We start from the raw sequence: 26,180 nt of genomic DNA, 5'->3' as shown, positions 1-26,180 counted from the left end.
GATGAAAGATATCCGCGTGGTCACCGAATTCCCGCGCAAGGTCCGCGAGATCGAGAACCTGTGGATCCCGATGCCAGACGGCGTGAAGCTCGCCGCGCGCATCTGGCTTCCGGAAGACGCCGAAGCCGATCCGGTGCCGGCCATCCTCGAATACCTGCCCTATCGAAAACGCGACGGAACCGTGGAGCGCGACGCGCTCACCCATCCCTATTTCGCCGGTCACGGCTATGCCGGCGTGCGTGTCGACATGCGCGGCACCGGCGACAGCGAAGGCGTCTGCAGGGGCGAATATCTGAAGCAGGAACAGGACGATTGTCTCGTCGTCATCGAATGGCTGGGGAAGCAGCCCTGGTGCTCGGGCGCGGCCGGCATGATCGGCATCAGCTGGGGCGGCTTCAACGGACTTCAGGTCGCCGCCCGCCGCCCGCCGGCGCTGAAGGCGGTCATCTCGCTCTGCTCCACCGACGACCGTTACAACGATGACGTCCATTATCTCGGCGGCGCGCAGATGTGCGACAATCTGATATGGGGCACCACGGCCTGGGCGATCGCCATGACGCCTCCCGATCCGCTGATCGTCGGCGACCGCTGGCGTGAGATGTGGGAGGGTCGCCTCGACGGCAACGGCATCTGGATGCAGGACTGGTTCGAGCACCAGCGCCGCGACGACTTCTACAAGCACGGCTCGATCTGCGAGGATTATTCCGACGTCGAAATCCCGGTCTACGCCGTCGGCGGTTGGGCGGACGGCTATCCGAACCCGATCTTCCGCATGCTTGAAAACTTGCCGGGTGTCCGCAAGGGACTGATCGGCCCCTGGGGCCACAAATACCCGCACTTCGCCATGCCGGGCCCGCGCATGGGCTTCCTCCAGGAATGCCTGCGCTGGTGGGACCAGTATCTCAAGGGCATCGACACCGGCATCGCCGACGAACCCATGCTGCGCGCCTGGATGCAGGAGCCGGCGCCGCCGGCCGCCATCTATGAGGAGCGCCCAGGCCGCTGGGTTGCCGAGCCGTCATGGCCGGGACCCGGCATCGGCGAGCGCGCGCTCGCCTTGTCACCCGGCCGTCTTGCCGAGGGCGCGGGCAGCGACGACGTGCTGACGATCCGCTCGCCCTCGACGGCGGGGCTCTCGTCCGGCGCGTGGTGCGGCTACGGCGTCCTGCCGACCTTGCCGGTCGACCAGCGCATGGAAGCCGGCAACGCGCTCGTCTTCGAAACCGATCCTCTTGAGGAAGCCGTGGAGATCCTCGGCTTCCCGGAATTCGAGGTGAAGCTCGCCTCGGACAAGCCGGTCGCGCTGATCTCGGCCACGCTGTCGCTCGTGCTTGAAGATGGCGCGGCCTCGCGCGTCAGCTACGGCATCCTCAACCTCACGCATCGGCATGGCGATCTCGAATTGGCACCGATGACGCCAGGCAAGGCCGAAACGGTGCGCTTCAAATTGCGCTGCTGCGGCCAGCGCTTCGAGAAGGGCCAGCGCATCCGGCTTGCCGTTGCAACGGCGCATTGGCCGATCGTCTTTCCGGGACCGGAGAAGGCGACGCTGTCGATCCATTGCGCCGGCAGCAGGCTGGTCCTGCCGGTGCGCAAGCCGCAGCCGCTCGACAAGACACTCCCGGAATTCGAAGGACCGGAAAGCGCCACGCCGATGGCGCAGGAAGCGATCAAGGCTGGCGAGCCTTTCCGGCGCGAGGTGACGACGGACCAGATCACCGGCGAGACGAGCTATACGGTCGTCATCGACGCCGGAACGGTGCGCCATCCGCACACCGGCATGACCCTGTCGCAGAGACAGACCGAGATTTTCGTCGTCCATCCGGACGATCCGAACTCGGCGCGCGGGACCGTGACGTGGGACAAGACCTATTCGCGCGGCGACTGGAACGCCGGCGTTTCGGTCTCCGCCACGGTGCGCGCGCTGCACGATGTCTGGCGCATGGAAACGCATCTCATCGCACGTGCCGGCGATGAGGTCGTGGTCGACCGCGAAGAGGTCAAGGAGTTTCCACGCGATCTGAATTGATGCGATCGCGGATGGCGGGACTGCTCAGCCGGGACGTCTCGGCAGCATCTTTTTGGCGAAGGCCTCCACCTCTCCTTCGCGAGGAGCCTCGCCCGTGTGCGTGAGCAGGTAGGCCGGCGTCAGGAAGAGACGGTTGCTTACCGGTTCGACGATCTCGAGCGAGTAATAGCCGATCTGCGTGAAATACAGCACGCGCGCCCGCACGAACGCTTCGGTGGCTTCATAACCATGCCGTGAAAACATCGCCCGGATGGCTTCGACGCGCGCGTCGTCCTCCTCGTTCACGACCCGGTGCACGTCGGCCGACTGGCGCGACCAGGCGCGCACGGCGAAGTCCAGTCGCGGATTGAAGAGCGTTTCGTCCAGCCAGCACTCGAAGACATTGAGCACGGCTTGCGTGATCGACGCGGCCGGCCGGCCGGCCTGCTCGACGATGAAACGGGTGTTGTTGTTGCGCCAGTAATCCAGCAGCTGGTCGAGCAGGTCCTGGCGGCTCTTGAAGTACCAGTAGAAACTGGAACGTGAGACGTTGAGCTTCTGCCCGAGCGCCAGCACGCGCACCGCCTCCACGCCCTCGGAGATCAACGTCTCCAGCGCGAGGTTCATCCAGTCCTCGCGCGTCACTTTGGTGTTGCCGATCAGACCGGACCGCCGCACGACTTCATCAGCACTGGAATCAGAGAACATAGCGGACCGGCCAAGTTTGAACGCCGGCTAGATAGACCTGAAACCACCGCGCTACAATACTTGCACTTGTTCAAGCCACTCCCAAAGATATGGGGCAAGGCCCCGGTCGACGTGGAGACGCGCCCGATGGGAATTGCCGAACCGGTAGAAGAGAGCGCCGACGCCGGCAAAAAGGATCGAAGCCGAGCGGCTTGCCGCCCCTTGATCGAGCGCCGTGCCCCTGGCGATCAGGCGATCCAGGTCCGGCCCCTCGATCTCGAAGACATGCAGTCCGGCATCCATGACCGTCACCGCGAAACCGGCCGCGTGCCAGCCGGCCGCAATGGGGAACGGCTGCTCCGCGACCGCAAGAACGCGGTCGCGCGCGATCCGCGCCATGTATCTGTCGCCACTGGCAATTGCGCCGGCGCCGACGCCCTCGCCAGCAAGCCCCGAAGCCTTCGACCAGGCGGCGAGGTCGCCGCTGACCAGAAGCTGGTTCAGCCCGCCAAGCGTCCGCACGCTGACGCCGCCTTTGCTGAGCGTAGCGGCAGCCCAGTCGGGCGCCGCCGGCCACTTTTCGGCAAGGTTACGCATGGAGCCGGCTCCCTTCCGGATCGAAGGCGCAAGGCGCGACGATCGTCGCCTGCCGCACGACACCCAGATGTTGAACGTCGATCGTTTCGCCGTGCCGCGCCGCGCCCCGTTCGATGAGCGCCAGGGCGACAGGGCGTCCCAGGGTCGGGCTCTGATAGCTGGAGGTGACGAAACCGATGCTCCTGAGGCGCCCGTCGCGCTTCTCCACGCCATGCGCGCCGGTCGCCAGCGGCGCCTCGCCTTGGCGCAGCGCAAGGCCGACGAGCTGGTTGCGGTCCATGCTGTTCCCCGCCTCCGTGAAAAGCGAGCGGCGGCCGACGAACTCGTTGGCGCGTTTGGTCCGCGGTCCGGCGACGCCCAGATCGTGCGGCATGGTGGTTCCGTCGGTGTCCTTGCCGATGACGATGTACCCCTTCTCGGCGCGCAGGATCATCAGCGATTCAAGTCCCAGCAGAACGGTGTCGAAGGCGCGGCCCTCCTGCTGCATCCTCGCCCACAGCGCCTCCGCCCGGTCGGCGCGGATGGAGATCTCGTAGCTGCGGTCGCCGGTGAAGGAGACCCGGGCAATGCGCACCTCGTTGCCGGCAAAGCGGCCGGCGGCGACGGCCATATGCGGCAGGCTGGCATCGTCAAGTGCTACGCCCAGATCGAGCGCTTCCACGACCTGGCGCGCATTCGGACCCGAAACGGTCAAGGTGGCGTAGTGCGCGGTGGCATTGTGGATATAGAGCGCGTCGCGGCCGAAGCGGTCCTGCCGCCATTCCTCGAGGCGCGCGTGGACCGCGGTGACATGCGAGGACGAGCAGGACACGATGAAGCGATGCTCGTCCAGGCGGACCAGGACGCCGTCATCGAAGACGACGCCATTTTCCGACAGCATGAAGCCATAGCGGCAATGGCCCGGCTTCAGGGTCGACATGGTGTTGTAATAGATGAAGTCGACGAACTCGGCCGCGCGCGGGCCGATCACCTCGATCTTGCCCAGCGTCGAACCGTCGAAGAGCGCTACGGATTGCCGGGCTCGCCGCGCCTCCTCCTGGATCGAGGCGCCGGCTTCACCGCCGCCATAATAGGCAGGCCTCAGCCAGCCGCCATATTCCTGGAACACCCCGCCGGCGGCGCGATGGTTTGCCTCCAGCGGCAGACGGCGGACCGGAGCGTGCATGCTGCCCCGGCGCGCTCCCGCAAGGCTGGCGAAGGGGACAGGCGTGAATGGCGGCCGGTAGGTCGTGGTGCCGACTTCCGCGATGCCGCGCCCGGTGATGTCAGCCAGCAGCGCAAGACCGTTCAGGTTCGAGGTCTTGCCCTGGTCAGTCGCCATGCCGAGCGTGGTGTAGCGCTTCAGGTGCTCGACGGAGACGAAGTTCTCCCGCGCCGCGAGCTCGACATCCTTTGCGGTGACGTCGCTCTGATAGTCGATCCAGACGCGACCCTTGGCCTTGGGTTTCGGCCACAGGCTGGCGACGCCGAGCGATGCTTCCGCCCCCGTGCCGCGAGGCGCCGGCGTCGACGAACCGAAGTCGCCGGGCGCCGCGGCGCCGCTGGCCAAGGCATCCGAAAGCGAGACCGTGCCGGCCACGGCGCCGGCGACGCCAATCCCGTCGATGGCTTCGCCGGGAATGAAGGCCGCAAGTTGGTCGCTCCAGGCGAGCTTGCCTTTCGCCTGCGAGAACAGGTGCACTGTGGGTGTCCAGCCGCCGGAGACGAGAACGCAATCGGCGGCAAGCGTCGTGCCATCGTCCAGCAGGACACCCCGGACGGCGTTGCGCCCGCGCGCCGCCGTGATCGTGCGCCCAGCCACGACTCGGATATCGGCTCGTCCTTGCGCGCCGCCATCGCGCCGGCAGTCGACCACCGTCACCGAAGCGCCGGCGGCGGCGAGCGCGGAGGCAGGTTCATAGGCGCTGTCGTTGTTGGTCGCGACCACGATTTCCCGGCCGACAAGCACGCCATGCCGGCGCAGATAGCTGAGCGCCGCGTCGGCGGAGAGGATTCCCGGAAGGTCGTTGTTGGCGAACGGCACGGGCCGTTCGATCGCGCCTGTCGCCAGCACGATGCGGCGGGGCCGCACGCGCCAAAGCGTGTCCGGCCTGCCGTCGGAGTGGCGCTGGTTGAGCGCGACCAGATTGTGGTCGTAAAGGCCGAAAGCGGTCGTATCGCTGAGCACGAACTGGCCATCGCTCTTCAGCCTGGCAACTGTGGCGTCGACCCACGCCCTGCCCTCGACGCCATCGACTTCGCCGGCGCGATGACGCAGCGACCCGCCGGGATGCGTCTTGTCGTCGACCAGGACGACCGAGTGCCCGGCCGCCGCCGCGCTGGCTGCCGCGGCAAGGCCTGCGGGCCCGGCGCCGACCACCAGGACGTCGCAATGATGGTTGATCTGGTCCGAGACCTGACGCGGCTTCCAGTCCGGATCGACGACGCCAAGTCCGGCCATGGCGCGGATGCGCGGCTCGAACAGGTGCCAGTCCGGCCACATGAAGGTCTTGTAGTAGAAGGCAGCCGGCAGGAAGCGGGCGAAGCGATCCAGAACGGCGTTGCGGTCGGCCTCGGCCGTCGGCGAAGCGTTGACGCTCTTGACCTTGATGCCGTCGACGGCCTGCACGGTCGTCGCGCGCGCATTCGGCACGCGGCCGATCGCGCTCTCGACATCGACCAGCGCGTTGGGCTCCTCGACGCCGGAGCCCCAGATGCCGCGCGGCCTATGATATTTGAAGCTGCGGCCGACCACGGCCTGGCCGCTCGCGAGCAAGGCGGAGGCGATTGTGTCGCCTACAAAACCCTCGACACGCCTGCCATCGAAGGTGAAGCTCAACGGGCGGTCGCGGTCGATGTCGCTGCCGTCGGTGGTGAGACGGGAAGCGCTCATGCGCCGTGCTCCGCTTCGCCGAGCACGGAAGAGCCCGACACCTTGTGATTGACGCTGTCGCGGCTCATCGCGAAGAACTCGCCGCATGTTATATGCACCCAGATCTCTCGCGTCCGCCCGTTCGGATTGTCGCGCATGTGGAGATAACCGGCCCAGCGCTCCGCGGTCACGTCGCTGCCGTCGGGCCGGAGATTGCCGGCCTCGCCGCCATAGTGGAATTCGCTTTCTTCGCGCGGCCCGCAGAACGGACAGGGAAAGAGCTGCATCTTTTCTACACCTTCAATGGGCAATGCCGGAGCCGGCCGCTTCGTCGATCAGGCGGCCGCGGGCGAAGCGGTCGAGATCGAAGGGCCGGCTGATGTCGTGATGCCTGCCGGTGGCAAGCAGATGGGCAAGCAGGGTGCCGCCTGCGGGAATAGCCTTGAAGCCGCCCGTGCCCCAGCCGCAATTGAGGAAAAGGCCGGGCAGCGGCGACTCGCCGATGATGGGCGAGGAATCGGGGACGACGTCGACGATGCCGGCCCATTGCCGCATCATCTTCAACTGGCCGAAGATCGGATACATTTCGAGCATGCCGGCGATCACGCTTTCCAGCACCGGCAGATTGCCGCGCTGGCCATAGGACGGGATGCGGTCGAGCGCGCCGCCGATCACCAGTTCGCCCTTGTCCGACTGGCTGACATAGACGCCGGTGTCGGGCGAGATCACCACCGTGTCGATGATCGGCTTGACCGGTTCGGACACGCAGGCCTGCAGCGCATAGGAATTGACCGGCAGCCGGAAGCCCGCCTTCGCCGCCAGCACCGACGAATGGCCGGCCACCGCCATGCCTGTACGCTCGGCCCGGATTGCGCCGCGCGAGGTGACGACGCCGCGGCAGCGCCCATTCTCGATGATGAAATCGGAAATCTCGCAATTCTGGATGATGTCGACACCGAGACGGCTCGCCGCGCGGGCATAGCCCCAGGCGACAGCGTCATGGCGGGCGGTGCCGCCGCTTGGCTGCCAGGTGCCGCCATAGACGGGGAAGCGTGTGTGCGGGCTGAAATTGTAGATCGGCACGACGCGACGCACGTCCTCGACCGAGAACAACTCGCAATCGATGCCATTGACCTGAATGGCGTTGACCGACCGCGCGGCGGTTTCCATTGCGGATTCGCTGTGCGCGAGCGTGAGGATGCCGCGCGCGGAAAACATCACATTGTAGTTCAGGTCTGTCGAAAGGCTTTTGTAGAGGCTGTGGGCCAGCCCGTAGATCGCCGCGCTTTCCGGGTAGAAGTAGTTCGAACGAACCACCGTCGTGTTGCGGCCGGTATTGCCGCCTCCGATCCAGCCCTTCTCCAAGAGCGCGATGTTGGTGACGCCGTGATTTTTGGCGAGATAGTAGGCGGTGGCGAGGCCGTGCCCGCCGCCGCCGACTATGATCGCGTCGTAGCGCGGTTTCGGATCAGGAGAGCGCCAGGCCTTTTCCCAACCGGTCTGACCGGCGATGCCCTCCTTGAAGAGCGAAAGCGCCGAGTACTGCCTCGTCATGCGCCCAAACCGCCGTCAGAGGCCAGTGACGTCGCTCCACCGCAAGGGCTTGGTCGCCGGGCCCCCAGCTCGAACATGTGCATCGATCGCCTCTTAAGATACCTGCCGTTGGTGCCAAACACCGCAAAGCAGCGCCAAGCACACACTTAGCGTGAATGTACACCTGTGTCCATTCAAAGCTATGAGCTCGCTTTTCGCGCGTTTCACAGATTTTGGGCATTGGTCCACCGAGACCGATAAGCGCCGAAAGCCTTCGTAAGCAGTGTTCCCTGCAAGCTGGACCGCTTTAACTTGGCGCCCCGACACTCACGGTGCCCTGGATGGTGCGATGCTGCTGGGGAAAGGCGGAGTAGGAAGATTTGCGGTAGAATTCCGCATAATTCTCATACGCTTCCCGCGCGACCTGCAAATCCTCGGCCCTCATGACCGGCCTCCAACGAGTCAAATTCTGCCTCGCAAGTTCGACCTGAAGCGGGTCGGCGTTTCAAGGAAAACTCGCACTGTCCCGCTCACGTTTGTAGCATGAACTTTTCCGGGGATCGCAAGATGCGTTCCCCCGGCCGCGCTCTAAGTTTTTGTTTTTATGCATGTCGTTGTCCCAGAACCGCTGCACACTTCTGAGCGACATGCATCAAGGACGCACTTTGCCGGCTCAACGGCTTGGCCCGCTCAGACGAGCGGGTCGGGAGCGGCGCTTTCGCCGCGTCCCTGCTGCAGGATCATCCGTCCGCGATCGGAAGAGGCGCGGCGGAATTTCGACGCCGCCTGATAGTCGGTGTCGTTGTACCATTGCTGGGCCGTGGCCTCGTCCGGAAATTCGAGGATGACCATCCGGTCGGTGAAGGTCTCGCCCTCGCATGTGGTCACCGGATCGCCGCGCGTCAGGAACTTCCCGCCATACTTCTTCAACGTGGCAGGGGTGAGCGCCGTGTACTTCTTGTAGGTTTCGGGGTCGTGGACCCTCATCGTGCAGATCATATAAGCGGCCATGGCCTCCTCCTTATTTTCGATCGAGCTTATCGCTTTATCAAAGCGCATTCACGATAAATTTCGTTTGTCATCGCCAACTTTTCGCGCATAGTCACCAAGGTTGGCGGAAATTTTAGCTGAAAGCGTCATGATCGAACTGGACGGCATCGACCATCGCATCCTGCGCGAGTTGCGGCAGGACGGCCGCATCTCGACGGTGGAGCTGGCCGAGCGCGTCGGCCTTTCGCCCACGCCCTGCGCGCGCCGGCTGAAGAGGCTCGAAGAGACGGGCGTGATCCAGGGGTATGCGGCGCGGATCGATCCGGCGGCGCTGGGCCTCGGCGTCTGCGTGATGGTTTCCGTGCGCCTGGGGCAGCAAGGCCCGGAAGGAGCCGGCTTGTTTCTCAACGAAGTGGCGAAACACCCGGAGATTACCGAATGCCTGCTCGTGACGGGAAATATCGACTACCTGCTGCGGGTATGGGTGAAGGACATCGCGGCGCTTCGCGAATTCATCAGCAACGTGCTGCAATCGATCCCATCGGTGGCCGAGACGTCGACTATGGTGGTGCTCAACCCCGACGAGACCAATCTCTGATGCATGTCGCCCAGAAATGTGCAGCGGTTCCGGGATAACGACATGCATCGGAACGAAGTCGGGAAATCCCGATGCCGAAAACCCCTTAGGTGGTCTGGGGTTTACGACGAATTTGTCCGGCAATCGGCGAGCGAATTGTCGGACGGGAATGGAGAGATTTGATATGGCGTTCGATATTGTTGGTGCCGCACAAGCGCTGGTGCGCGGCCATCAGGACAACACGCAGTTCGCAACGATCGAGGGATTGTCGGATCTCGTCTCCGCCTACAAGGTGCAGGATGCCTATGTCGGGGCGATCATCGGCGACGACCGCATAGCCGGCTACAAGATCGGCCTGACCTCGCACAGCATGCAGAGCATGTGCGGGATCGACCACCCTGTTGCCGGCGCCGTTTTCGGGCGACGGATGATGCATAGCGGAGCAAAGCTCTCGCTGAGAGGCTACGGCCATCTCGGCCTGGAATTCGAGATCTGCGCCCGGCTCGGCCGCGATCTCGCGCCGCGTGCCGCGCCCTATACGCGCGACGAGGTCGCCGCGGCGGTCGACGGCGTCTGCCCGGCGGTCGAGGTGGTGGACGATCGCCATGCCGATTATTCGGTGCTGGACGTGCGCTCGCTGGTCGCCGACAATTCCTGGAATGCCGGCGTGGTGCTGGGTAATTTCGTCGCCCCGCCCGCAGCGCTGGAGAAAGTCGAGGCGATCGTCTACCAGGACGGCGCCGAGATCGGCAGAGGGGTCGGCGCCGATGCGCTCGGTCACCCCTATGAGCCGCTGGCCTGGCTGGCCGACCATCTGGGCGCCTCCGGCAGGGGCATGAAGGCGGGCGATATCGTCATGACGGGCAGCATCGTGCACACGCGTTTCCCCGACAAGGCTTTTTCCTATCGGTTCGACATTGCCGGTCTTGGCAGCGTCGAGGTCAGCGGCGCCTGAGGCGCGGCATCATCGGAGAGGACGGATGGATCTTGGATTGAAGGGCAGGAACGCGCTCGTGCTGGGCGCTTCGAAAGGATTAGGCCGCGCCGTGGCCAAGGAATTGCTGGACGAAGGCGCGCGCGTGGCGATCTGCGCCCGCACCGTGGCGGCGCTGGAGCAGACCGCCCGCGAGATCGGCGCGACGGCGCTCGTCTGCGACCTCGCGAAGCCGGGCGCGGCGACGGAACTTGTAGAGCGGGCCAAGGCGACGCTGGGCGCGCCGGACATCGTGGTGGTCAACACCGGCGGCCCGCCCACCGCGCCCTTCGACGAGATCACGATCGAGCAATGGCGCGCCGCCTTCGACAACCTGTTCATGAGCGCGGTGGAGATCGTGCGGGCGGTGCTGCCTTCGATGCGCGAGAAGAAATGGGGCCGCGTGCTGTTCGTGACCTCCATCGCCGCGAAGGAGCCGATCAACCGCTTCGCGCTCTCCAACTCGCTGCGCGCCGGCATCCACGGACTGATCAACACGCTGAGCAAGGAAGAGGGCGCCAACGGCATCACCTTCAACGCGCTGATGCCGGGCTATACGCTGACCGAGAGACTGGCGGACGCGAAGCTCGACCTGGAAAAGGTGAGCCAGGCCATACCCGCCAAGCGCATCGGCCGTCCCGAAGAGTTCGCGGCGCTGGCAGCCTTCCTCGCCTCCGACCGCGCCTCCTACATCACCGGCCAGGCCGTCGCCTGCGACGGCGGCGCGCTCTGGTCCATCTGAGGGCGGCTTCACTCACCGTGGAGGCCTATTCGAACGAGTAGGTAAATCCTTCCGCCGACGCGCCGACGGTGACTTTCGCCATCTTCTTGCCCTCGAGCGAGCGGTTGAGCACGCCGCGGCTGAGTTCCGGCAGCAGCGTGTTGGTGAGGATGGCGTCGATCATGCGCCCGCCGGATTCGATCTCGGTGCAGCGCGCCTTGACCAAGTCCATCACGCCGTCGCCGATGACCAGCTCGGCATCGTTGGTTGCCTTGAGGCGCTTGGCGATCTTGCCGAACTGGTGCCTGGCGATCGCCTCGATCATCGCATCCGAGAGCGGATAGTAGGGAATGGTCACCACCCGGCCGAGGAAGGCGGCCGGGAAGACCTTCAGCAGCGGGGCGCGCAGCGCGGTGTCGAGATCGTCGATGCCGGTGCGCACTGTGCCATTCCTGGTGCGGTCCATGATGACGTCGGAGCCGACATTCGAGGTCAGCAGGATCAGCGTGTTCTTGAAGTCGATGCGCCGGCCCTCGCTGTCGTCCATCATGCCCTTGTCGAAGACCTGGAAGAAGATCTCGTGCACGTCCGGATGCGCCTTCTCGACCTCGTCGAGCAGGATCACCGAATAGGGTTTCCTGCGCACCGCCTCGGTCAGGATGCCGCCCTTGCCGTAGCCGACGTAGCCGGGCGGCGCGCCCTTCAGCGTCGAGACGGTGTGCGCTTCCTGGAATTCGGACATGTTGATCGAGATCAGGTTCTGCTCGCCGCCGTAAAGCGTCTCGGCCAGCGCCAGCGCGGTTTCGGTCTTGCCGACGCCGGAGGGGCCGCAAAGCAGGAACACGCCGACCGGTTTCTCCGGCGCGCCAAGGCCGGCGCGGCTGGTCTGGACGCGCTTGGCGATCATTTCCATAGCATGGTCCTGGCCAACCACGCGCTCGGACAGGGTCGCTGCGAGCTTCAGCGCCTTCTCGGTCTGGCTGGATAGCATGCGTCCGGTCGGGATGCCGGTCCAATCCTGCACCACGGCGGCAACCGCATTGCGGTCGACCGACGGCAGGATCAGCGGCGTCTCGCCCTGCGCGTCGGCAAGCTCGGCCATCAGTTCGCGCAGCCGCGCGAGATCGGCGGCTTCATCAGCCGGCTCGGCGGAAGCTGTTTCGGCCTTTGCAGCCTTGGCTTTCGAGGACTTTGCCTTCTTCGAACCGGCAGCCTTGCCGTCGCCGGCCTTGCTCTCGCCAGTCTTGCTCTCGGGCGCCTTGCTCTCGGGAGCCTTTTGCTCGGGCGCCTTTGCCGCGCCCTCGGCGCTCCCCGTCTCCGCGGCGGCCTCTTCAACCGCAGCCTCGTCGAGCGGCACGCCCTCGCCGCGCAGCTTGGCGCGCAGGTCGAGGATTTCGCTCACCAACGCCTTTTCCCGGTCCCAGCGCGCCTGGGCAGCGGCCAGACTGGTCTCGGTTTCGGCCAGTCCGGCTTCGACACGAGCCTGCCGGTCGGCGACATCGATGCCGATCGCCGCCTCGCGGCCGATGATGCCGCTCTCGACCTCGAGCGCCTGGCGGCGGCGCAGGATGTCCTCGACCTCGGCCGGCGTCGCATGCTGCGAGACCGCGACGCGGGCGCAGGCGGTGTCGAGCAGGCTGACCGCCTTGTCCGGCAATTGCCTTGCCGGGATATAGCGATGCGAAAGCGAGACGGCCGCCTCGATCGCCTCGTCCAGGATCTGCACCTTGTGGTGCTGCTCCAGGACGCCGGCAACGCCGCGCAGCATCAGCACGGCCACGGCTTCCGAGGGCTCGTCGATCTTGACCACCTGGAAACGGCGGGTCAGCGCCGGGTCCTTCTCGATGTGCTGCTTGTATTCGGCCCAGGTCGTGGCGGCGATGGTACGAAGCTCGCCGCGCGCCAATGCCGGTTTCAACAGATTGGCGGCGTCGCCGGTGCCGGCCGCGCCGCCGGCGCCGATCAGCGTGTGCGCCTCGTCGATGAACAGGATGATCGGCACCTCGGAGGCCTGGACCTCGTCGATGACCGCCTTCAGCCGCTTTTCGAACTCGCCCTTGACGCTGGCGCCCGCCTGCATCAGCCCGACATCGAGCATGCGCACGCTGACGTACTGCAATGTCGGCGGCACGTCGCCCTGGGCGATGCGCAGTGCAAAACCCTCGACCGCCGCTGTTTTGCCGACGCCCGCCTCGCCGGTCAGGATCGGGTTGTTTTGCCGGCGTCGCATCAGGATATCGACGATCTGCCTGATCTCCGGATCGCGGCCGACGACAGGGTCGATCTTGCCGTCGCGGGCGCGTTGGGTGAGGTCGGTTGCGTATTTCGCCAGCGCCGAATCCCCGCCCGGACCGCGCTTCATCGGCGTCTCGGTAGCGGCCGCGGCGGGCGGTGAGCCGGCTTCGAGAGAGCCTTCGGTGACGTCGGCGAAGCGGGAAACGACACCGTCGGCGTCGATCTTGTCGAATTCGGCGCTGATCTTGGACACCAGGCCTTCCAGCACCGGCGTCTTCAGGCAGGCAAGCAGGATATGGGCGCTGCGCACCTCTTCCACGCCGAACTCCAGCGTCGCCAGGTTCCAGCCTTCCTGGATGGCGTGGAAGATGTGGTCGGAGAATTCCTCCACCGAGGTGGCGCCGTAGGGCAGCTTGTCGATCGCACGGGTCATGTCGGCCGTCAGCCGGCTGGCATCGATACCGGCGTCGGCGACGATCATCTGCACATCCGAGCGCTCGGACAGCACCAGTTGCTGGATGAAATGGACAAGCTCGACATAAGGATTGCCGCGCAGCTTGGCCGTGTCGGCCGCGGCCTTGAAGGCGCGCACCCCCGTGGCGTTGAGCTTGGCAACCAGTTCCTTACGCTTGAAACTCTGCGATGACCGGCGCTGTTCCATCGAACCTGCTCCCGCAACCTGCCGACCGTACCCTGCCATATAAGCTGCTGCTTGACAAAGCCGCGTGGCGGATAAGGTTTTTGAATCTATCCGGGCGGCACCGCCCGGTTACACAAGCCTTGCAAACTCGCTGCAACAAACACCGGATTGCTGCCCGGGCTATGCGAGCCATTTCACATACCGGGTCCGACAATCGCGCAATGGGTTTGGCCAAAGAAAGAACGGTCGCGTTTAGCTTCCGTTAGTTTTTGCGCAGGTGCTCAATTGTCGTCGCGTGAGGCCGGTGATAACGTTGCGTCACATAGGGGTCTCAGGGCCGCTGGCTGGGGGTTGGTGTGATTGATCTCGCACTCTGGCTGAATCCTCTGAACGGTGAGAATCCGTCGGGAGAGGACTTGCGCAACGACCCGGCCTTTCATGAGCTGGAGCGCTTGACCGAGCCTCAGCTCAAAGTTGTGCATGACGGCAACAGCAAGCCCGCGTCGCAGTCCAGCCCAGTCGACTGGGCGGCGGTGCTCGAAAGAGCCGAAGAGTTGCGCACCCGCGGCCGGGACCTGCGCCTGCTGGTCATCGTCGCGCGGGCCTTGGCCAACGAGGAAGGGCTGGCCGGCCTCGCCCAAGGGCTGACGTTGATTGCGCGAGCCTTCGAGCAGTACTGGGACACGATGCACCCTTCGCTGCGGACGGGCGCGCCACGCGAAGCTGCCTTACGCCGCATCAACGCGCTGCTCGATCTGCAAAACGGCCAAGAAGGCTTGCTGGCGAACCTCAGGCAGGTGGCCTTCTTCTCCCCGCGCGCGATCGGGCCGATCAGCGGCCGGGACCTGGAACAGGCTGCGCTCGACGAACGCGTCATGCTCCAGGAAGCAGCCTCTGGCCTCGGGACCGCCGAAAAGGCGGCGCTGACGAGCGGCCACAACCAGCTGTTGAACCGCGTGCGCACCGGATGCGCGGCGCAAATCGATCAAGCAGCGGATGTAATGACGTCGCTGCTGGCCGACGCGCGTGCCGCGATCGCCGCGCTCGAGGCGGTGGACACCGCACTCAACGCCCGCATCGAAGGCCATGGCGCCACCGTCCCGGAATTGAAGAAGTTCCTGCAGCGTTTGCTGACGACGCTGGAGCGGAATTCCAGTGGCGGCGCCACGGCGAACGGCGCCGCGAAGCCCGCTCCGCAGGCGGCGGCGGAATCAGCGATGCCCGCCCGCAACGGTCATGGAGCCGAGACGATGGCAAGTGTGGCAAGCCCTGTGGACGCGAGCGCCGGTCTGCCGGACCGGATCAACTCGCGCGACGAGGTCGTCAAATGCCTCGACCTCGTGGTCGCCTTCTACGACCGCACCGAACCGTCCAGCCCCATCCCGCATCTCGCCCGGCGCGTGCGCCGGATGGTGCACATGGATTTCGTGGAACTGATGGAAGATCTCGCCCCGTCGGGGCTGAAGGAGTTCCGGCAGCTTGCCGGCGTCCCCGATCCCAAGAAGCCGGCCCAGAAGGATGAAAGGTAGAAAAGCATGCCAGCAGAGAGCAAAGCGAAGGTCATCGAAAGAAACCGCGCGCCGCGCGTGCAGATCGCCTACGATGTTGAAACCTACGGCAGCCCGACGACGATCGAACTGCCGTTCGTCATGGCCGTGATGGCCGACCTTTCGGGCGCTTCGCAGACCAAGGAAGCGTCGAAGTCGGTGCTTGACCGCAACTTCGTCGAAACCGACGCCAACCGCTTCCCGAAATTCATGGAAGCGATGGGGCCGCGGGTGAAGGCGCGGGTGAAGAACACCCTGCCACAGGCCGAGGGCCAGGAGCGGGACGAAGAGCTCATGGTCGATCTCACCTTCTCCAAGATGGGCGACTTCGCGCCGGACAAGGTCGCCGAGCAGGTCCCGCAACTGGCCGAAATCCTGAAGATGCGCCGTCAGCTCGAGGAGTTGCTTGGCTTCATGGACGGCCGCGTCGACGCGGAAAAGCGCATAGCGCAGCTTCTGAACAACGAGCCGCTGCTGAGCAAGATCGCCAGCCAGGCGATGGATGACGGCAAGGGCGAGGAGTAAGTCATGGCCGAACAGCAAAAGACCGCAGCCGCCACCGCCGAGGCGGAAGCCATCGATCTTGGCGAATTCAGCGGCCTCCTTGAAAAGGATTTCAAGGTCAAGAAGGACGACAGCGAGAAGCTGCAGCAATTGGTGCGCAACCTGGCGCTTGCCGCGCAATCGCGCTCCGAGAGCACGACCATCTCGTCCAATGCGATCAAGTCGATCAAGTCGCTGATCGCCGGCATCGACAAGATGCTGACGACGCAGGTCAACGAGATCCTGCACGCGCCGGAAGTGCGCGAGATGGAAGGCACGTGGCGCGGCCTCTGGTACCTGATCAACAACACCGAGACGGACACCAAGCTGAAGATCCGGGTGATGAACATCTCCAAGGAGCAGCTGGCCGACACGCTCGAAGATTATGAAGGCCAGATGTGGGACCAGAGCCCGATCTTCAAGAAGGTCTACACGGACGAGTATTCGATGCTGGGCGGCGAGCCGATCGGCTGCATCATCGGCGCCTATGAATTCTCCAACCATCCGCGCGACGTCGGGCTGCTGCGCAACATTTCCGGCGTCTGCGCCTCGGCGCACACCCCGTTCATCGCTGCCGCCTCGCCACGGCTGTTCCGCATGGACAGCTGGCAGGAACTGCCGAACCCGCAGGACCTGCAGATGATCGTGAACAACCCGGCCTATGCCTCATGGCAATCGCTGCGCGAAAGCGAGGACGCACGCTATATCGGCCTTACCATGCCGCGCGTGCTGGCGCGCCTGCCCTACGGCTCCGAGACGGTTCCGGTGAAGGGCTTCACCTTCGAGGAAGAGGTGGGCGGCGACCACAACAAATATGTCTGGATGAATGCCGCCTTCCCGATGGGCGTGAACATCAACCGCAGCCACAAGCTCTATGGCTGGGGAACGCAGATCCGCGGCGTCGAGAACGGCGGCACGGTGCTCAATCTGCCGGTGCACGCCTTCCCGACCGACGACGGGTCGATCGCGATGAAATGCCCGACGGAAGTCGCCATAGACGACCGGCGCGAGGCGGAACTGGCGAAGCTCGGCCTGATGCCGATCCTGCACCGCAAGAACACCGATCTCGCGGCCTTCATCGGCGCGCATTCGCTGCAGGACGACGAGACGCGCGCCGGGCGTCTGGTCGACCCCGACGCCCAGTCGAACGAACGGCTGAGCGCCAACCTGCCCTACCTCTTCCCGGTCTCGCGCTTCGCGCACTACCTCAAGGCGATCGCGCGCGACAAGATCGGCTCGTTCAAGGAACGCACCGACATGGAGACCTGGTTGACCGAATGGATCAACCGGTACGTGCTGGCCAACCCTGCCTTTGCCGACGACAAGGCGCGCGCCAAGCGCCCGCTTGCCGCGGCCGAGGTCCAGGTCGACAGCGTCGAAGGCCGGCCCGGCTACTACAATGCCCGTTTCTATCTGCGTCCGCACTACCAGCTGGAAGGCATCAACGCCTCGCTCCGGCTGGTGTCGGAATTGCCGTCAGTGAAGGGCTGAAATCGTAAGCGAAGTCATCTTGTTTCGTTTGAAAGCGGTGGAGAAAGACAATGCCTGATAGAGCCGATGCGCCTTCGATGAAGATCGACGGCTTCCTGAAAGTCCCGGATATCAAGGGCCCGAGCAAGCGCGACGGCCACGAAGACGAAATCGAGATCCATGGCGTCGATTACAAGATGATCGCGCCTTACGATCCCAATTCGCTGTCGCGACGCGGCCGCGTGTCGATGGGAATGATCAAATTCTTCAAGCACTACGACAAGTCGTCGCCCTACTTGAAGAAGGCGCTGTTCGAGAACAAGGCGCTGGACGAAGTGGTGTTTTCGGCCCGCCGCACCATTGACGGCGAGACCAGCGACTATCTGGTCGTGACGCTCACCGACGCCTCCGTCATGGAATACGACATGCGGCAGGCCCACGACGAGGCGGACCTGATCGAGGAAGAAGTCAGTTTCGCCTACAAGAAGATCAAGTTCGTCTACGACAAGGACGACGAGATCGAAATGGACGTCTATGTCGGCAAGTGAGGCCAAGCGGCCTGGCGCGAAAGCGCAGCTTGCCGGCAGTTCGCGGGCAAAGCGCGAGGCGGTCCAGCCCTCCCTCTGGGACCGCCTCGTCAACGACTTGCCCGGGCTGACGTCGGAGATCGACGGGCTGCGCCGTCTGCTGGAAGAAGAACTCGGCGCCGAGCGCGTCGAGGCTCTTCTTGCCGGCAGCGCGCGCGTCATCGATGCCGATGCCGAACTGACATCCGAGCAGAAACGACGACTGCACAGACTGGTCTTCCAGACCGAGCATCGCACAGAGATCGAAAGCCGCGGCGTGGTGGTGTCGGCGCGCGTGCTCAGGGAAGCGGTCCGGCGCGACATCGAGGCTCTGTTCAACACCGAGCGTTTCGAGTCCGCACCGATGCTTTCCGACGCCGAGCACGAACAGCCCCTGGATGAGCTGCCGCCGCTCGCCGACTTTCCGGAGGTGCGCCGCAGCGTCGTCAACTACGGCGTGCCGTCGTTTTCCGGCCGCTCGTCGCGGGATTTCGACCGCGACACGCTGGCGCGCGAGATCCGCGCGGTGCTCGCCACTTTCGAGCCGCGCCTCAAGGAAAGCGCCACGACCGTCAACGTCACGCTTGGCGACAAGACCGTCGGCCTCAAGATCGAGATCGACGCCGTGCTGATCATGACGCCGACGCCGGAACGCATGCGGCTGCGCACCACGATCAATCTCGACAACGGCCTGGCGCGAACCGAATTCCGGGAGACCTGAGATGGATCGGGTCTTCGTGGAGTATTACGAAGAGGAACTGACGCATATCCGCGCGCTGGCCGCGGAATTCGCCGACATGCATCCGGCAGTCGCCCGCAACCTTTCCCTCGACACCGTTCCCTGCCCCGATCCCTATGTCGAACGGCTGCTCGACGGCGTCGCCTTTCTTGCCGCGCGCACGCGGCTCAAGGTCGACGCCGAGCGCTCGCGCTTTTCGCGCGCCGTGCTCGACGTGCTCTATCCGGACCTGGTGACGCCGGCGCCGGCGACCGCGATGGCCGTGCTGAAACCCGGACAGCAGGTGCAATCGATGATCGCCGGCCATGCCGTGGCGCGCGGCACGCGGCTGGTTTCCGGCCTGCATCCCGGGCTCTCGACGCGCTCGACCTTCACCACCGCGCAAGAGGTCACGCTGTGGCCGATCACGATCAATTCGGTCAGCTATTTCCAGGACCGCAGCGCGCTGGCCGCCGCCGGCATCGCGCCGGTTGGCGGCGTGCGCGGCGAAGCGGCATTCCGCATCGCGCTTACCCGGACCGGGAAGGGCAAGCTCAGCGAATTGTCGCTCGACCGGCTCGATCTCCACTTCGCCGGGCGCACCAAGGCGCCGCTCATCTTCGACGCGATCTTCGGTGCCTGCTCGGCCGTCGGCGCGCGGGCGGAAGGCAAGACCAATCCGCTCACGGCGCTGCCCGAGCCCGAAATGATCGGCATCCATGACGACGAAGCGCTGATGCCGCGCACGCGCCCGACCTTCGAGGGATACCGGCTGCTGCGCGAATATTTCCTGATCCCCGAGCGCTTCCACTATGTGCGCGTCGCCGGCCTGCAGCCAGTGGTGCGCAAGTGCGATGGGGCAATAGAGATCATCTTCCTGTTCCGGCGTCCGGTGCCGGAACTCGCCGATGTGGCGGTGGCCGATTTCGAGCTGTTCGCAACGCCGATCATCAATCTCTTCGAACGCGAGTGCAATGTCATCGAGATCGACCCGCGCCGGACGCGCCAGGTGCTGCATGCCGACCGCACCCGGGCACGGGACTTCGAGATCTTTCGGGTCACCCGGGTGGAAGACGCCGATGCTGAAGGCAGCGAGGCGATAATTCCGGAATTGTTCAGCCTGGGGCAGAACCGCGGCAGCGGCTGGGTCTATTCGACGGAGCGGCGCCCCCGCCGGGCCACGGAGGACGAGCGGCGCGACGGCCTGACCCGCACCTCTTACACAGGCGACGACGTGTTCCTCGCCGTCTCGCGTCCGGCAGGAAGCCAGCCCAACCGGCCGCTGAAACGGCTCGACGTGATGGCGCTCTGCACCAACCGCGACCTGCCGATCCTGGACGATACGCCGGCGCTGACGCTGGAGACCGCCGATCCGGTGGAAGCGGTACGGCTGCTCGGCGCGCTGCGGCCGCCGCAGCCGGCGATCCCGGCAGCGCTCCCGGCCGGCGCCGAAGGCGAATCCCGCGCCGACAATCTCGCCTGGCGGCTGGTGGCGCAGCTCTCGCTCAATTTCCTCAGCCTCGCCAAAGAAGGTCGCGGCGTCGATCCGCTGCATGCCTTGCTCGACCTCTACGCCGATCGCGGCGATCCGAGCCTTGCCCGCAACGTGCATTCGATCACCCGCATCGACTCGCGGCCGGTGATCGAGCGGCTCAAGATTGACGGACCGATGTGTTTCGGCCGCGGCACCGAGGTGACGCTGCATGTCGACCAGTCGGTGCTGGCGGGCCAGAGCACGCTGCTGCTTTCGGCCCTGCTTGCGCGGTTGTTCGCCCGCCATGCCGGGATAAATGGTTTCGTGCGGACGCGTACGCGGTTGCTGCAGAAGCAGGAGGATGTGCCATGGCCGATGACGCCCGGCAATCGCTACCTGATCTAGCGCGGCTGGCCCCAACCGAAGCGGAGCCGCTGTCGGAGGGGTACGATTTCTTCGAGCTGCTGCGCCGCCTGGAGCAGCGGCGCGGCCTGTTCGGGCATTCCGGAACCGCGGACCGTGAGCCGGCAAGGATCGGCCAGCATGTGCGCCTGAGCTTCTCGGCGCGGGACGTGATCAAATTCCAGGATGTGGGCGAAAAGGCTCCGGCGCGGGTGACCGTCGCCAATCTCGGCCTGCTCGGGCCGGAAGGGCCGATGCCGCTGCATCTGACGCGCTGGGTGCTCGACCGACTGTCGCAGCGCTGGTTCACCGGCGCCGATGCCGAGCAGACCAGCGACACGACCTTCGTCGACTTCGTCAACATCCTGCAGCATCGCATGATCGCGCTCTATTACCGCGCATGGGCGGACGCGCATCCGGCGGTGCAGGTCGAACGTTCGGTCGGCGGGCGCGTCCGCGCCATGCTGGAAGCCATGGCCGGGATCGGCCTTCCCGGCACGCAGGATCCCGAGCTCGACACGGTGCGGCTACGGCAGGCCGGATGGCTGGCAAACCAGGTCGACGGTGCGGAGCGGCTGACGCTGTTTCTCGCCACCGCCTTCAAGGTGCCGGTGCAGATCAAGGAATTCGTCGCCGCCTGGATCACCATTCCGGCGGCGCTGCAGAGCCGTATCGGCAAGGCCTATGCGACGCTCGGCGGCGGCGCGACGATCGGGCCGCGCGTCTTCAGCCGGCAGAGCCGGATCGAATTGCGCGTCGGACCGCTGAGTCTCGACGATTTCAGGTCCTTCCTGCCCGGAGAACGGCGCCTTGCCCTGTTCAAGAAGGCAGTGCGCGACATGATCGGCGAAGCGCTCGATGTCGATCTGCGCATCGTGCTCGCGCGTGAAGCCGTGCCTTCGCCGAAGATGGGAACCATCCAGCTTGGCCGAACCTCCTGGCTTTCGCGGCCCGCCGAAAAGGGGGACGCCGACGATCTCAGGTTGCGCACCATCGTCGGCTGGCGACCGGAAATGGCGGAGGCAGTCGCATGAGCCTGCTGCTGACGCTGGAACAAGGTCCGCGCTCGCAGGTGGTCAGGCAGACCCGGCTGGACGAAGGCGAACTGGTGATCGGCCGCAGCGCCGATGCCGGCTGGCAGATCGACGATCCGGACATGTTCGTTTCACGCGCCCACTGCAAGATCAGCGGCGGCCGCGACGGCTACTTCGTCACCGACACGTCGAGCAGCGGATTGTTCATCGACGATTCCGACAGCCCGCTCGGCACCGGCAGGTCGACGCGCCTGCAAAGCGGCATGCGGCTGCGCCTGGGCGACTATGTGCTGCATGTCGAGGTTCAACCCAGCGCTGGCCACACCTCGATCGGTCAGGCGCCGATCTCCAACGCCGCGCCGGCATGGTCGCCGCCGCAATCGCGGACGCCCCCCAGCATCGGCGGCGACGATTTCTTCTCGGCCAAGGTCGAAGAAGAGCCGCAGCGGCCGCGCCCGGCAGGGCTGCCCGATCCGTTCGAACAGCCTGTGCCCGGGGCTTACGATCGCGCCGCGAACCAACGCAGCTCGCCCGCCTTCGACGACCCGTTCAGCCTCGATCCGGTGGCGACGCCGGCCTTGAGCGAAGAACCTGACGCCGCCCGGGCGGACCCCTTCGGCTTCGGCGAGATGCCATCGCGCAACGATATGCCCGAGCCCGCGCCGAAACCGTCCGGCTTCGACGATTTCAGCTTCGGACCAGCCGCGACGCCCGCTTCCGGCAGCAACGCCGACGCAACCGGTCGCGACGGGCGGCCCGCCGAGAAGCCGAAGGCCGCCCGTCCATGGGAGATACCGGCGCAGGCGGCCGACCCCTCAGCGCCACCACCTCGCCCTGTTCCCGTGCCCAAGCCATCGCGTCCGGCGCAACCGGCGTCCAGCGACATGGCGTTGCGCGCCGCGTTCTTGCGCGGCATGGGCGTCGAGGAGGCCGATTTTCCGGGGCGCGATGCGATTGCCGAAATGGAAAAGTTCGGGCGGGAATACCGGCTGATGCTCGATGGCCTGATGCAGCTCCTGCGCAAGCGCGCCGAAGAGAAGGGAAGCGCGCGTGTCGCCCAAACCATGGTCGGCGCCTCCGAGGTCAACCCGCTCAAATTCCTGCCGACGGTCGAGGATGTCATCGTCACCATCATCGCGGAACGCAGCCCCGGCTTTCTCTCCGGCGAGGCGGCGATCGGCGACGCGGTCAAGGATCTCGCGCAGCATCACGTGCGCGCCTGGCGCGGCGTGCAGGCGGCGCTGCGGCGCATGATCGACCGTTTCGATCCGGCCGCGATCGAGGAAGAGCTCAAGTCCAATTCCGCGATCGGCAATCTGCTCGCCGGCGGGCGCAATGCCAAGCTGTGGGAACTTTACCAGAAACGCCATCGCGACATCGCCCAGAGCGCGGAATCGAGCTTCCTGGGCGAGATCGGCGCAGACTTCAGGGATGCATATGAAGAGGAGTAGGGACATGATCGACAGACGCGAATTCATCATTGCCATCGGCGCGACGGGGCTGCTTGCAGCTTGCCAGAGCGGCCCGCCGAAACCATCGGTCATCTCCGTCAACGTGACCGGCGGCGCCGGCATGAATCCGGGACCGGGCGGCGGCGACCGGCCGGTGACGGTGCTGGTGATGCGGCTTGCCAGCACCGGCAAGTTCAACTCGGCGGATTATTTCGCGCTGCAGGGCGATGCCGGCTCGGCGCTCGGCGCCGACCTCATCGGCTCGGACGCGATCTCGGTTGCTCCGGGCAAGACGGCGGCAAAAACCATCACGGTCGAACCGAACGCGACCGCGCTCGGTTTCGTGGCGCTGATCCGCGAGCCTGGCGGACGCAACTGGCGCACGACCAAGTCGGTGTCGCCGGGCTCGAAATTCACCATCAACGTCAGCCTCGGCAAGGGCGGCATCTCCGCTTAGCAACGTGGCAACCAGGCGGCAGGGCAGTGCAGAGAGTAATGGCATGAGCGACGCAAACAGGGTGCTGTGGTCGGAGGGCCTGTTTCTCAGGACCCAGCATTTCCAGCAGCAGGACCGGTTCTTCGAGGGGATGGTGCGCGGCGCCTTGCAGGCCGGCCAGCTCCATACGTTCGGCTTCCAGCAGCTGACGCTCGACCAGTCGCTGCTCGATGCCGGCCAGGTCTCGATCGTGTCCGCCCGGGGCATCTTCCCGGACGGCACGCCCTTCTCCATCCCGGAACTGATGGACGCGCCGAAGCCGCTGCCGGTCACGGCCGACACCGGCGCCGGGCCGGTGCTGGTGGCGTTGCCGCTCGAGCCGCCCGGCGGCGTCGGATTCGATCCGGCGCATGCCGCATCGACGGGCGCGCGCTACCACGGAAAGATCGTCCCGGTGCGCGATGCCGTGCAGGGCGGCGCCGATCCCGAGGAAATCGAAATCGCCCGACCGCAAGCGGTGCTGCTGGCGCCCGGCAAATCGGTCGGCGGCTACACCGCGCTGCCGGTCGCCGACATCACCGGCGTGCGCGCTGATGGCGGCGTCTCGCTCGACCAGTCCTTCCTGCCGCCGACGCTGATCACCGGCGCCGTCCACTGGTATCGGCAATTGCTGCAGGAGGTCGTCACCGGCCTCGACCAGATCGCCGAGGCGCATGGCAAGATGGTGATGGGCGGGGCCGGGCGCAGCGTCGAGGACCTTTTGATGCTGCACCTGGCGAACGCCGCGCGGCCACGCCTTGCCCATATGCTGGCCCAGGATGTCTTCCATCCGGCCGAGCTTTATCTCGAACTTGCCGGCCTCGCCGGCGAGATGGCTACCTACGGCTCGAGCTCGCGGCGGCTCGGCGAATTGCCGGCCTACGACCACATGGCGCCCGGCCCCGCCTATATGGCGCTGGCCGACGCCTTGCGTTCGCTCATCCTCAGCCTGCGCTACATCGAGCCGAAATCGCGCGCGCTGCCGGTCATGCGGCACGCGACCAATGTCTGGAAGGTGCGCATCGACAACCCGAAGCTTTTGGTCGCCAGCCGCATCGTCATCCGCGTCGGCTCCGAGCTTTCGGAAGACGCGCTGCGCAAGATCTTCGTCAACCAGGCGACGGTCGGATCCGCCGACCAGTTCGAAGGCCTATGGAAGTCTCGCCTGCCTGGCATTCCGCTGAAACCGCTTCATTCGCAGCCGCGCGAGATCCCTTATGACGGCGACCGGCTGTGCCTGGAGCTCGACCAGAAGAGCGAGCATTGGGCCTCGCTGCTCGACGCCCCCGGCTTCGTCATCGGCGTTTCCGGTGTGCTGCCGAGCGAGCCGCAGGTCGACTGCTATTCGGTGAATAGGTGAGGCCATGAGCCGGGATGATCCTTTCGGACTGTCGGAGGATCGCGAGCGCACCCGCATCCGGCTGACCGGCGCGGCGCCCCGGCCGATGGCGCCGCTGGCGCCGGGCGCGCCGGTCAAACGGGCGCGCTCCCATCCCAATACGCTGATCAACATCTTCGCGCCGCTGCTCGAATTCGCGCCGGAGCTCGAAAGCGCGCTGGCGCCGGAGAACCCGGAAGTCATGCGCACGCGCCTGCTCGACGAGCTGGTGCGGGCCCGCGACGCGGCGGTTGCGGCTGGTTCATCGCTGGAGCGCGCCGACCAGGCCGCATGGGCGGTGGCGGCGCTGCTCGACGATCTTGCGCTCAACACGCCATGGGGCGGCGCCAGCGCCTGGCCGCGCCAACCGCTTGTGGTGATGCTGCGCGGCGACGTCGATGCCGGCACACAGTTCTTCACGCGGCTCGACGAGCTGGAGCGCCATCCCACCCGGGACCGGGAAATGCTGGAGCTGCAATATTATTGCCTCGCGCTCGGCTTCCGCGGCAAGTATCGCGTGCCCGGCCGCGCCGGCGACCGGTCGTTGAATGCCGTGCGCGTGGCGGCGGCGCGCTTCCTGCGCAACGCGGACGCGGAGGACGCGCCACTGTCGCCGAACTGGAAAGGCGTGATCGCTTCTGACGAGCCGCAGCGCTTCATCGTTCCGATCTGGGTGATGGCGCTTGCGGCGATCGTCGTCGCCGCGGCCGCCTATATCGGCCTGTCGATGGGCCTGAGCAGCCAGGCGGTCGAGCTCTCGGCGCTGGTGCGCACGCTGCCGCCGGCCTCGCGCGGCGACGTCACCCGCGCCGCGCCACAGCAAGATGCGCCCGAACCGCCGCAGCCCGTCGATTTCGCGCTGCTGCCCGAATTCAAGGCCGAAGCGCCGGACAACCTCAAGGGGGCGCTGAGCGGCACGGAGAGCGTCTCGCTGGCCAAGCTGATCGTCCAGTCCTCCAATCCCGAGCTCTTCCAGTCCTCCCGGCCGACGCTGACGGAAGGGTACGAGCCGCTGATCGCAGCGATCGCCAAGGTGATCCTGGACAACAAGGAGCTGATCGGGAAAATCACCGTCGTCGGCCATACCGACAATGTGCGCCTGCAAAAGTCCAATCCGTTTGCCAGCAATCAGCGTCTGTCGGAAGCGCGCGCCGAAACCATAGCCAAGCTTCTGGTGCAGGCCGGCGTGCCGCAAGAGAGCATCTCTTCCGAGGGTCGCGCCGAAACCGATCCGGTGGCCGACAACTCGACGCGTGAAGGCCGCGCGCTCAACCGGCGCGTCGAGGTTCTGGTCGAGAAGAGGCTCTGAG

General features: G+C 65.6%; 22 protein-coding genes. 15 read left to right on the top strand and 7 right to left on the bottom strand.

Annotated features, from left to right (window positions below; translation table 11 throughout):
• Position 1 precedes the first annotated feature (1 nt).
• Positions 2–2,029, top strand: coding sequence for a CocE/NonD family hydrolase (locus FJW07_RS03195; protein ID WP_140854369.1), 2,028 nt, complete (start codon positions 2–4; stop codon positions 2,027–2,029).
• Between the two features lie 24 nt (positions 2,030–2,053).
• Here the strand turns inward: FJW07_RS03195 and FJW07_RS03190 are convergent, their stop codons facing one another.
• The 6 genes from FJW07_RS03190 to FJW07_RS03165 all read right to left on the bottom strand — a co-directional run bounded on the left by FJW07_RS03190 (position 2,054) and on the right by FJW07_RS03165 (position 8,687).
• Positions 2,054–2,716, bottom strand: coding sequence for a TetR/AcrR family transcriptional regulator (locus FJW07_RS03190; RefSeq protein WP_140854367.1), 663 nt, complete (start codon positions 2,714–2,716; stop codon positions 2,054–2,056).
• A gap of 51 nt (positions 2,717–2,767) precedes the next feature.
• Positions 2,768–3,292, bottom strand: coding sequence for a hypothetical protein (locus FJW07_RS03185; protein WP_140854366.1), 525 nt, complete (start codon positions 3,290–3,292; stop codon positions 2,768–2,770).
• A complete protein-coding gene (locus FJW07_RS03180; protein ID WP_140854364.1) occupies positions 3,285–6,164 on the bottom strand; it encodes a sarcosine oxidase subunit alpha family protein in 2,880 nt (959 codons plus the stop codon). Before FJW07_RS03180 ends, FJW07_RS03185 begins: the two co-directional genes overlap by 8 nt.
• Positions 6,161–6,430: a sarcosine oxidase subunit delta gene (locus tag FJW07_RS03175; protein WP_140854362.1), complete on the bottom strand. Its 270-nt coding sequence runs from the start codon at positions 6,428–6,430 to the stop codon at positions 6,161–6,163. Before FJW07_RS03175 ends, FJW07_RS03180 begins: the two co-directional genes overlap by 4 nt.
• Positions 6,431–6,443: 13 nt before the next feature.
• Positions 6,444–7,697, bottom strand: coding sequence for a sarcosine oxidase subunit beta family protein (locus FJW07_RS03170; protein WP_140854360.1), 1,254 nt, complete (start codon positions 7,695–7,697; stop codon positions 6,444–6,446).
• A 669-nt stretch (positions 7,698–8,366) separates the two neighbouring features.
• Positions 8,367–8,687 (bottom strand): DUF1330 domain-containing protein, encoded by a 321-nt coding sequence (locus FJW07_RS03165; RefSeq protein WP_181182543.1) that lies wholly within the window; start codon positions 8,685–8,687, stop codon positions 8,367–8,369.
• Positions 8,688–8,814: 127 nt separating this feature from the next.
• On the opposite strand from FJW07_RS03165, the gene FJW07_RS03160 reads away from it, so the two are divergent.
• The 3 genes from FJW07_RS03160 (at position 8,815) to FJW07_RS03150 (ending at position 10,958) form a co-directional block, all read left to right on the top strand.
• Positions 8,815–9,264, top strand: a complete 450-nt coding sequence (locus FJW07_RS03160) for an Lrp/AsnC family transcriptional regulator (RefSeq protein WP_140674943.1) — start codon at positions 8,815–8,817, stop codon at positions 9,262–9,264.
• Positions 9,265–9,427: 163 nt separating this feature from the next.
• Positions 9,428–10,198, top strand: a complete 771-nt coding sequence (locus tag FJW07_RS03155; protein WP_181182542.1) for a fumarylacetoacetate hydrolase family protein — start codon at positions 9,428–9,430, stop codon at positions 10,196–10,198.
• Between the two features lie 25 nt (positions 10,199–10,223).
• On the top strand, positions 10,224–10,958 hold the full coding sequence (locus FJW07_RS03150; RefSeq protein WP_140854355.1) for an SDR family oxidoreductase: 735 nt from the start codon (positions 10,224–10,226) through the stop codon (positions 10,956–10,958).
• 25 nt (positions 10,959–10,983) lie between these two features.
• Here FJW07_RS03150 and tssH read toward each other — a convergent pair whose 3' ends face one another.
• Complete coding sequence (gene tssH / locus FJW07_RS03145; protein ID WP_140854353.1) at positions 10,984–13,833, bottom strand: type VI secretion system ATPase TssH; 2,850 nt, start codon at positions 13,831–13,833, stop codon at positions 10,984–10,986.
• A 335-nt stretch (positions 13,834–14,168) separates the two neighbouring features.
• Here tssH and tssA point away from each other — a divergent pair, with 335 nt between their 5' ends.
• The 11 genes from tssA (at position 14,169) to tssL (ending at position 26,179) form a co-directional block, all read left to right on the top strand.
• Positions 14,169–15,341: a type VI secretion system protein TssA gene (gene tssA, locus FJW07_RS03140; protein ID WP_140854351.1), complete on the top strand. Its 1,173-nt coding sequence runs from the start codon at positions 14,169–14,171 to the stop codon at positions 15,339–15,341.
• Between the two features lie 6 nt (positions 15,342–15,347).
• Positions 15,348–15,884 carry a type VI secretion system contractile sheath small subunit gene (gene tssB / locus FJW07_RS03135; RefSeq protein WP_140643156.1) on the top strand — a complete coding sequence of 179 codons (537 nt, stop codon included), beginning with the start codon at positions 15,348–15,350 and terminating at the stop codon, positions 15,882–15,884.
• Between the two features lie 3 nt (positions 15,885–15,887).
• Positions 15,888–17,393, top strand: a complete 1,506-nt coding sequence (tssC, locus tag FJW07_RS03130; RefSeq protein WP_140643158.1) for a type VI secretion system contractile sheath large subunit — start codon at positions 15,888–15,890, stop codon at positions 17,391–17,393.
• A 77-nt stretch (positions 17,394–17,470) separates the two neighbouring features.
• Complete coding sequence (locus FJW07_RS03125; RefSeq protein ID WP_181166839.1) at positions 17,471–17,920, top strand: Hcp family type VI secretion system effector; 450 nt, start codon at positions 17,471–17,473, stop codon at positions 17,918–17,920.
• The gene (gene tssE / locus FJW07_RS03120; protein ID WP_140834178.1) at positions 17,907–18,659 is read left to right on the top strand and encodes a type VI secretion system baseplate subunit TssE; all 753 of its coding nucleotides are present in this window, start codon (positions 17,907–17,909) and stop codon (positions 18,657–18,659) included. The genes FJW07_RS03125 and tssE overlap by 14 nt, the downstream gene beginning before the upstream one ends.
• Position 18,660: 1 nt before the next feature.
• Positions 18,661–20,535 (top strand): type VI secretion system baseplate subunit TssF, encoded by a 1,875-nt coding sequence (gene tssF / locus FJW07_RS03115; protein WP_140854349.1) that lies wholly within the window; start codon positions 18,661–18,663, stop codon positions 20,533–20,535.
• A complete protein-coding gene (gene tssG / locus FJW07_RS03110; RefSeq protein WP_140854347.1) occupies positions 20,499–21,566 on the top strand; it encodes a type VI secretion system baseplate subunit TssG in 1,068 nt (355 codons plus the stop codon). The genes tssF and tssG overlap by 37 nt, the downstream gene beginning before the upstream one ends.
• Positions 21,563–23,017 carry a type VI secretion system-associated FHA domain protein TagH gene (gene tagH, locus FJW07_RS03105; protein ID WP_140854345.1) on the top strand — a complete coding sequence of 485 codons (1,455 nt, stop codon included), beginning with the start codon at positions 21,563–21,565 and terminating at the stop codon, positions 23,015–23,017. Before tssG ends, tagH begins: the two co-directional genes overlap by 4 nt.
• Positions 23,018–23,021: 4 nt before the next feature.
• Positions 23,022–23,474: a type VI secretion system lipoprotein TssJ gene (gene tssJ, locus FJW07_RS03100; protein ID WP_140643168.1), complete on the top strand. Its 453-nt coding sequence runs from the start codon at positions 23,022–23,024 to the stop codon at positions 23,472–23,474.
• Between the two features lie 43 nt (positions 23,475–23,517).
• On the top strand, positions 23,518–24,852 hold the full coding sequence (gene tssK, locus FJW07_RS03095; protein ID WP_140643169.1) for a type VI secretion system baseplate subunit TssK: 1,335 nt from the start codon (positions 23,518–23,520) through the stop codon (positions 24,850–24,852).
• Positions 24,853–24,856: 4 nt separating this feature from the next.
• Positions 24,857–26,179 (top strand): type VI secretion system protein TssL, long form, encoded by a 1,323-nt coding sequence (gene tssL, locus FJW07_RS03090; RefSeq protein WP_140854343.1) that lies wholly within the window; start codon positions 24,857–24,859, stop codon positions 26,177–26,179.
• The last annotated feature ends 1 nt before the right edge of the window (position 26,180 follow it).

It is taken from the genome of Mesorhizobium sp. B3-1-9 (genome assembly GCF_006439595.1).
Classification (GTDB): Bacteria; Pseudomonadota; Alphaproteobacteria; order Rhizobiales; family Rhizobiaceae; genus Mesorhizobium.
The sequence above is the reverse complement of the archived record's forward strand: the minus strand, read 5'-3'. Positions and strand labels throughout refer to the sequence as shown.

Bases quoted from the DNA above. Each gene is read 5' to 3' on its own strand.
- FJW07_RS03195 (WP_140854369.1), top strand. From the start codon at position 2: ATGAAAGATATCCGCGTGGTCACCGAATTCCCGCGCAAGGTCCGCGAG.
- FJW07_RS03190 (WP_140854367.1), bottom strand. From the start codon at position 2,716: ATGTTCTCTGATTCCAGTGCTGATGAAGTCGTGCGGCGGTCCGGTCTG.
- FJW07_RS03185 (WP_140854366.1), bottom strand. From the start codon at position 3,292: ATGCGTAACCTTGCCGAAAAGTGGCCGGCGGCGCCCGACTGGGCTGCC.
- FJW07_RS03180 (WP_140854364.1), bottom strand. From the start codon at position 6,164: ATGAGCGCTTCCCGTCTCACCACCGACGGCAGCGACATCGACCGCGAC.
- FJW07_RS03175 (WP_140854362.1), bottom strand. From the start codon at position 6,430: ATGCAGCTCTTTCCCTGTCCGTTCTGCGGGCCGCGCGAAGAAAGCGAA.
- FJW07_RS03170 (WP_140854360.1), bottom strand. From the start codon at position 7,697: ATGACGAGGCAGTACTCGGCGCTTTCGCTCTTCAAGGAGGGCATCGCC.
- FJW07_RS03165 (WP_181182543.1), bottom strand. From the start codon at position 8,687: ATGGCCGCTTATATGATCTGCACGATGAGGGTCCACGACCCCGAAACC.
- FJW07_RS03160 (WP_140674943.1), top strand. From the start codon at position 8,815: ATGATCGAACTGGACGGCATCGACCATCGCATCCTGCGCGAGTTGCGG.
- FJW07_RS03155 (WP_181182542.1), top strand. From the start codon at position 9,428: ATGGCGTTCGATATTGTTGGTGCCGCACAAGCGCTGGTGCGCGGCCAT.
- FJW07_RS03150 (WP_140854355.1), top strand. From the start codon at position 10,224: ATGGATCTTGGATTGAAGGGCAGGAACGCGCTCGTGCTGGGCGCTTCG.
- tssH (WP_140854353.1), bottom strand. From the start codon at position 13,833: ATGGAACAGCGCCGGTCATCGCAGAGTTTCAAGCGTAAGGAACTGGTT.
- tssB (WP_140643156.1), top strand. From the start codon at position 15,348: ATGCCAGCAGAGAGCAAAGCGAAGGTCATCGAAAGAAACCGCGCGCCG.
- tssC (WP_140643158.1), top strand. From the start codon at position 15,888: ATGGCCGAACAGCAAAAGACCGCAGCCGCCACCGCCGAGGCGGAAGCC.
- FJW07_RS03125 (WP_181166839.1), top strand. From the start codon at position 17,471: ATGAAGATCGACGGCTTCCTGAAAGTCCCGGATATCAAGGGCCCGAGC.
- tssE (WP_140834178.1), top strand. From the start codon at position 17,907: ATGTCGGCAAGTGAGGCCAAGCGGCCTGGCGCGAAAGCGCAGCTTGCC.
- tssF (WP_140854349.1), top strand. From the start codon at position 18,661: ATGGATCGGGTCTTCGTGGAGTATTACGAAGAGGAACTGACGCATATC.
- tssG (WP_140854347.1), top strand. From the start codon at position 20,499: ATGGCCGATGACGCCCGGCAATCGCTACCTGATCTAGCGCGGCTGGCC.
- tagH (WP_140854345.1), top strand. From the start codon at position 21,563: ATGAGCCTGCTGCTGACGCTGGAACAAGGTCCGCGCTCGCAGGTGGTC.
- tssJ (WP_140643168.1), top strand. From the start codon at position 23,022: ATGATCGACAGACGCGAATTCATCATTGCCATCGGCGCGACGGGGCTG.
- tssK (WP_140643169.1), top strand. From the start codon at position 23,518: ATGAGCGACGCAAACAGGGTGCTGTGGTCGGAGGGCCTGTTTCTCAGG.
- tssL (WP_140854343.1), top strand. From the start codon at position 24,857: ATGAGCCGGGATGATCCTTTCGGACTGTCGGAGGATCGCGAGCGCACC.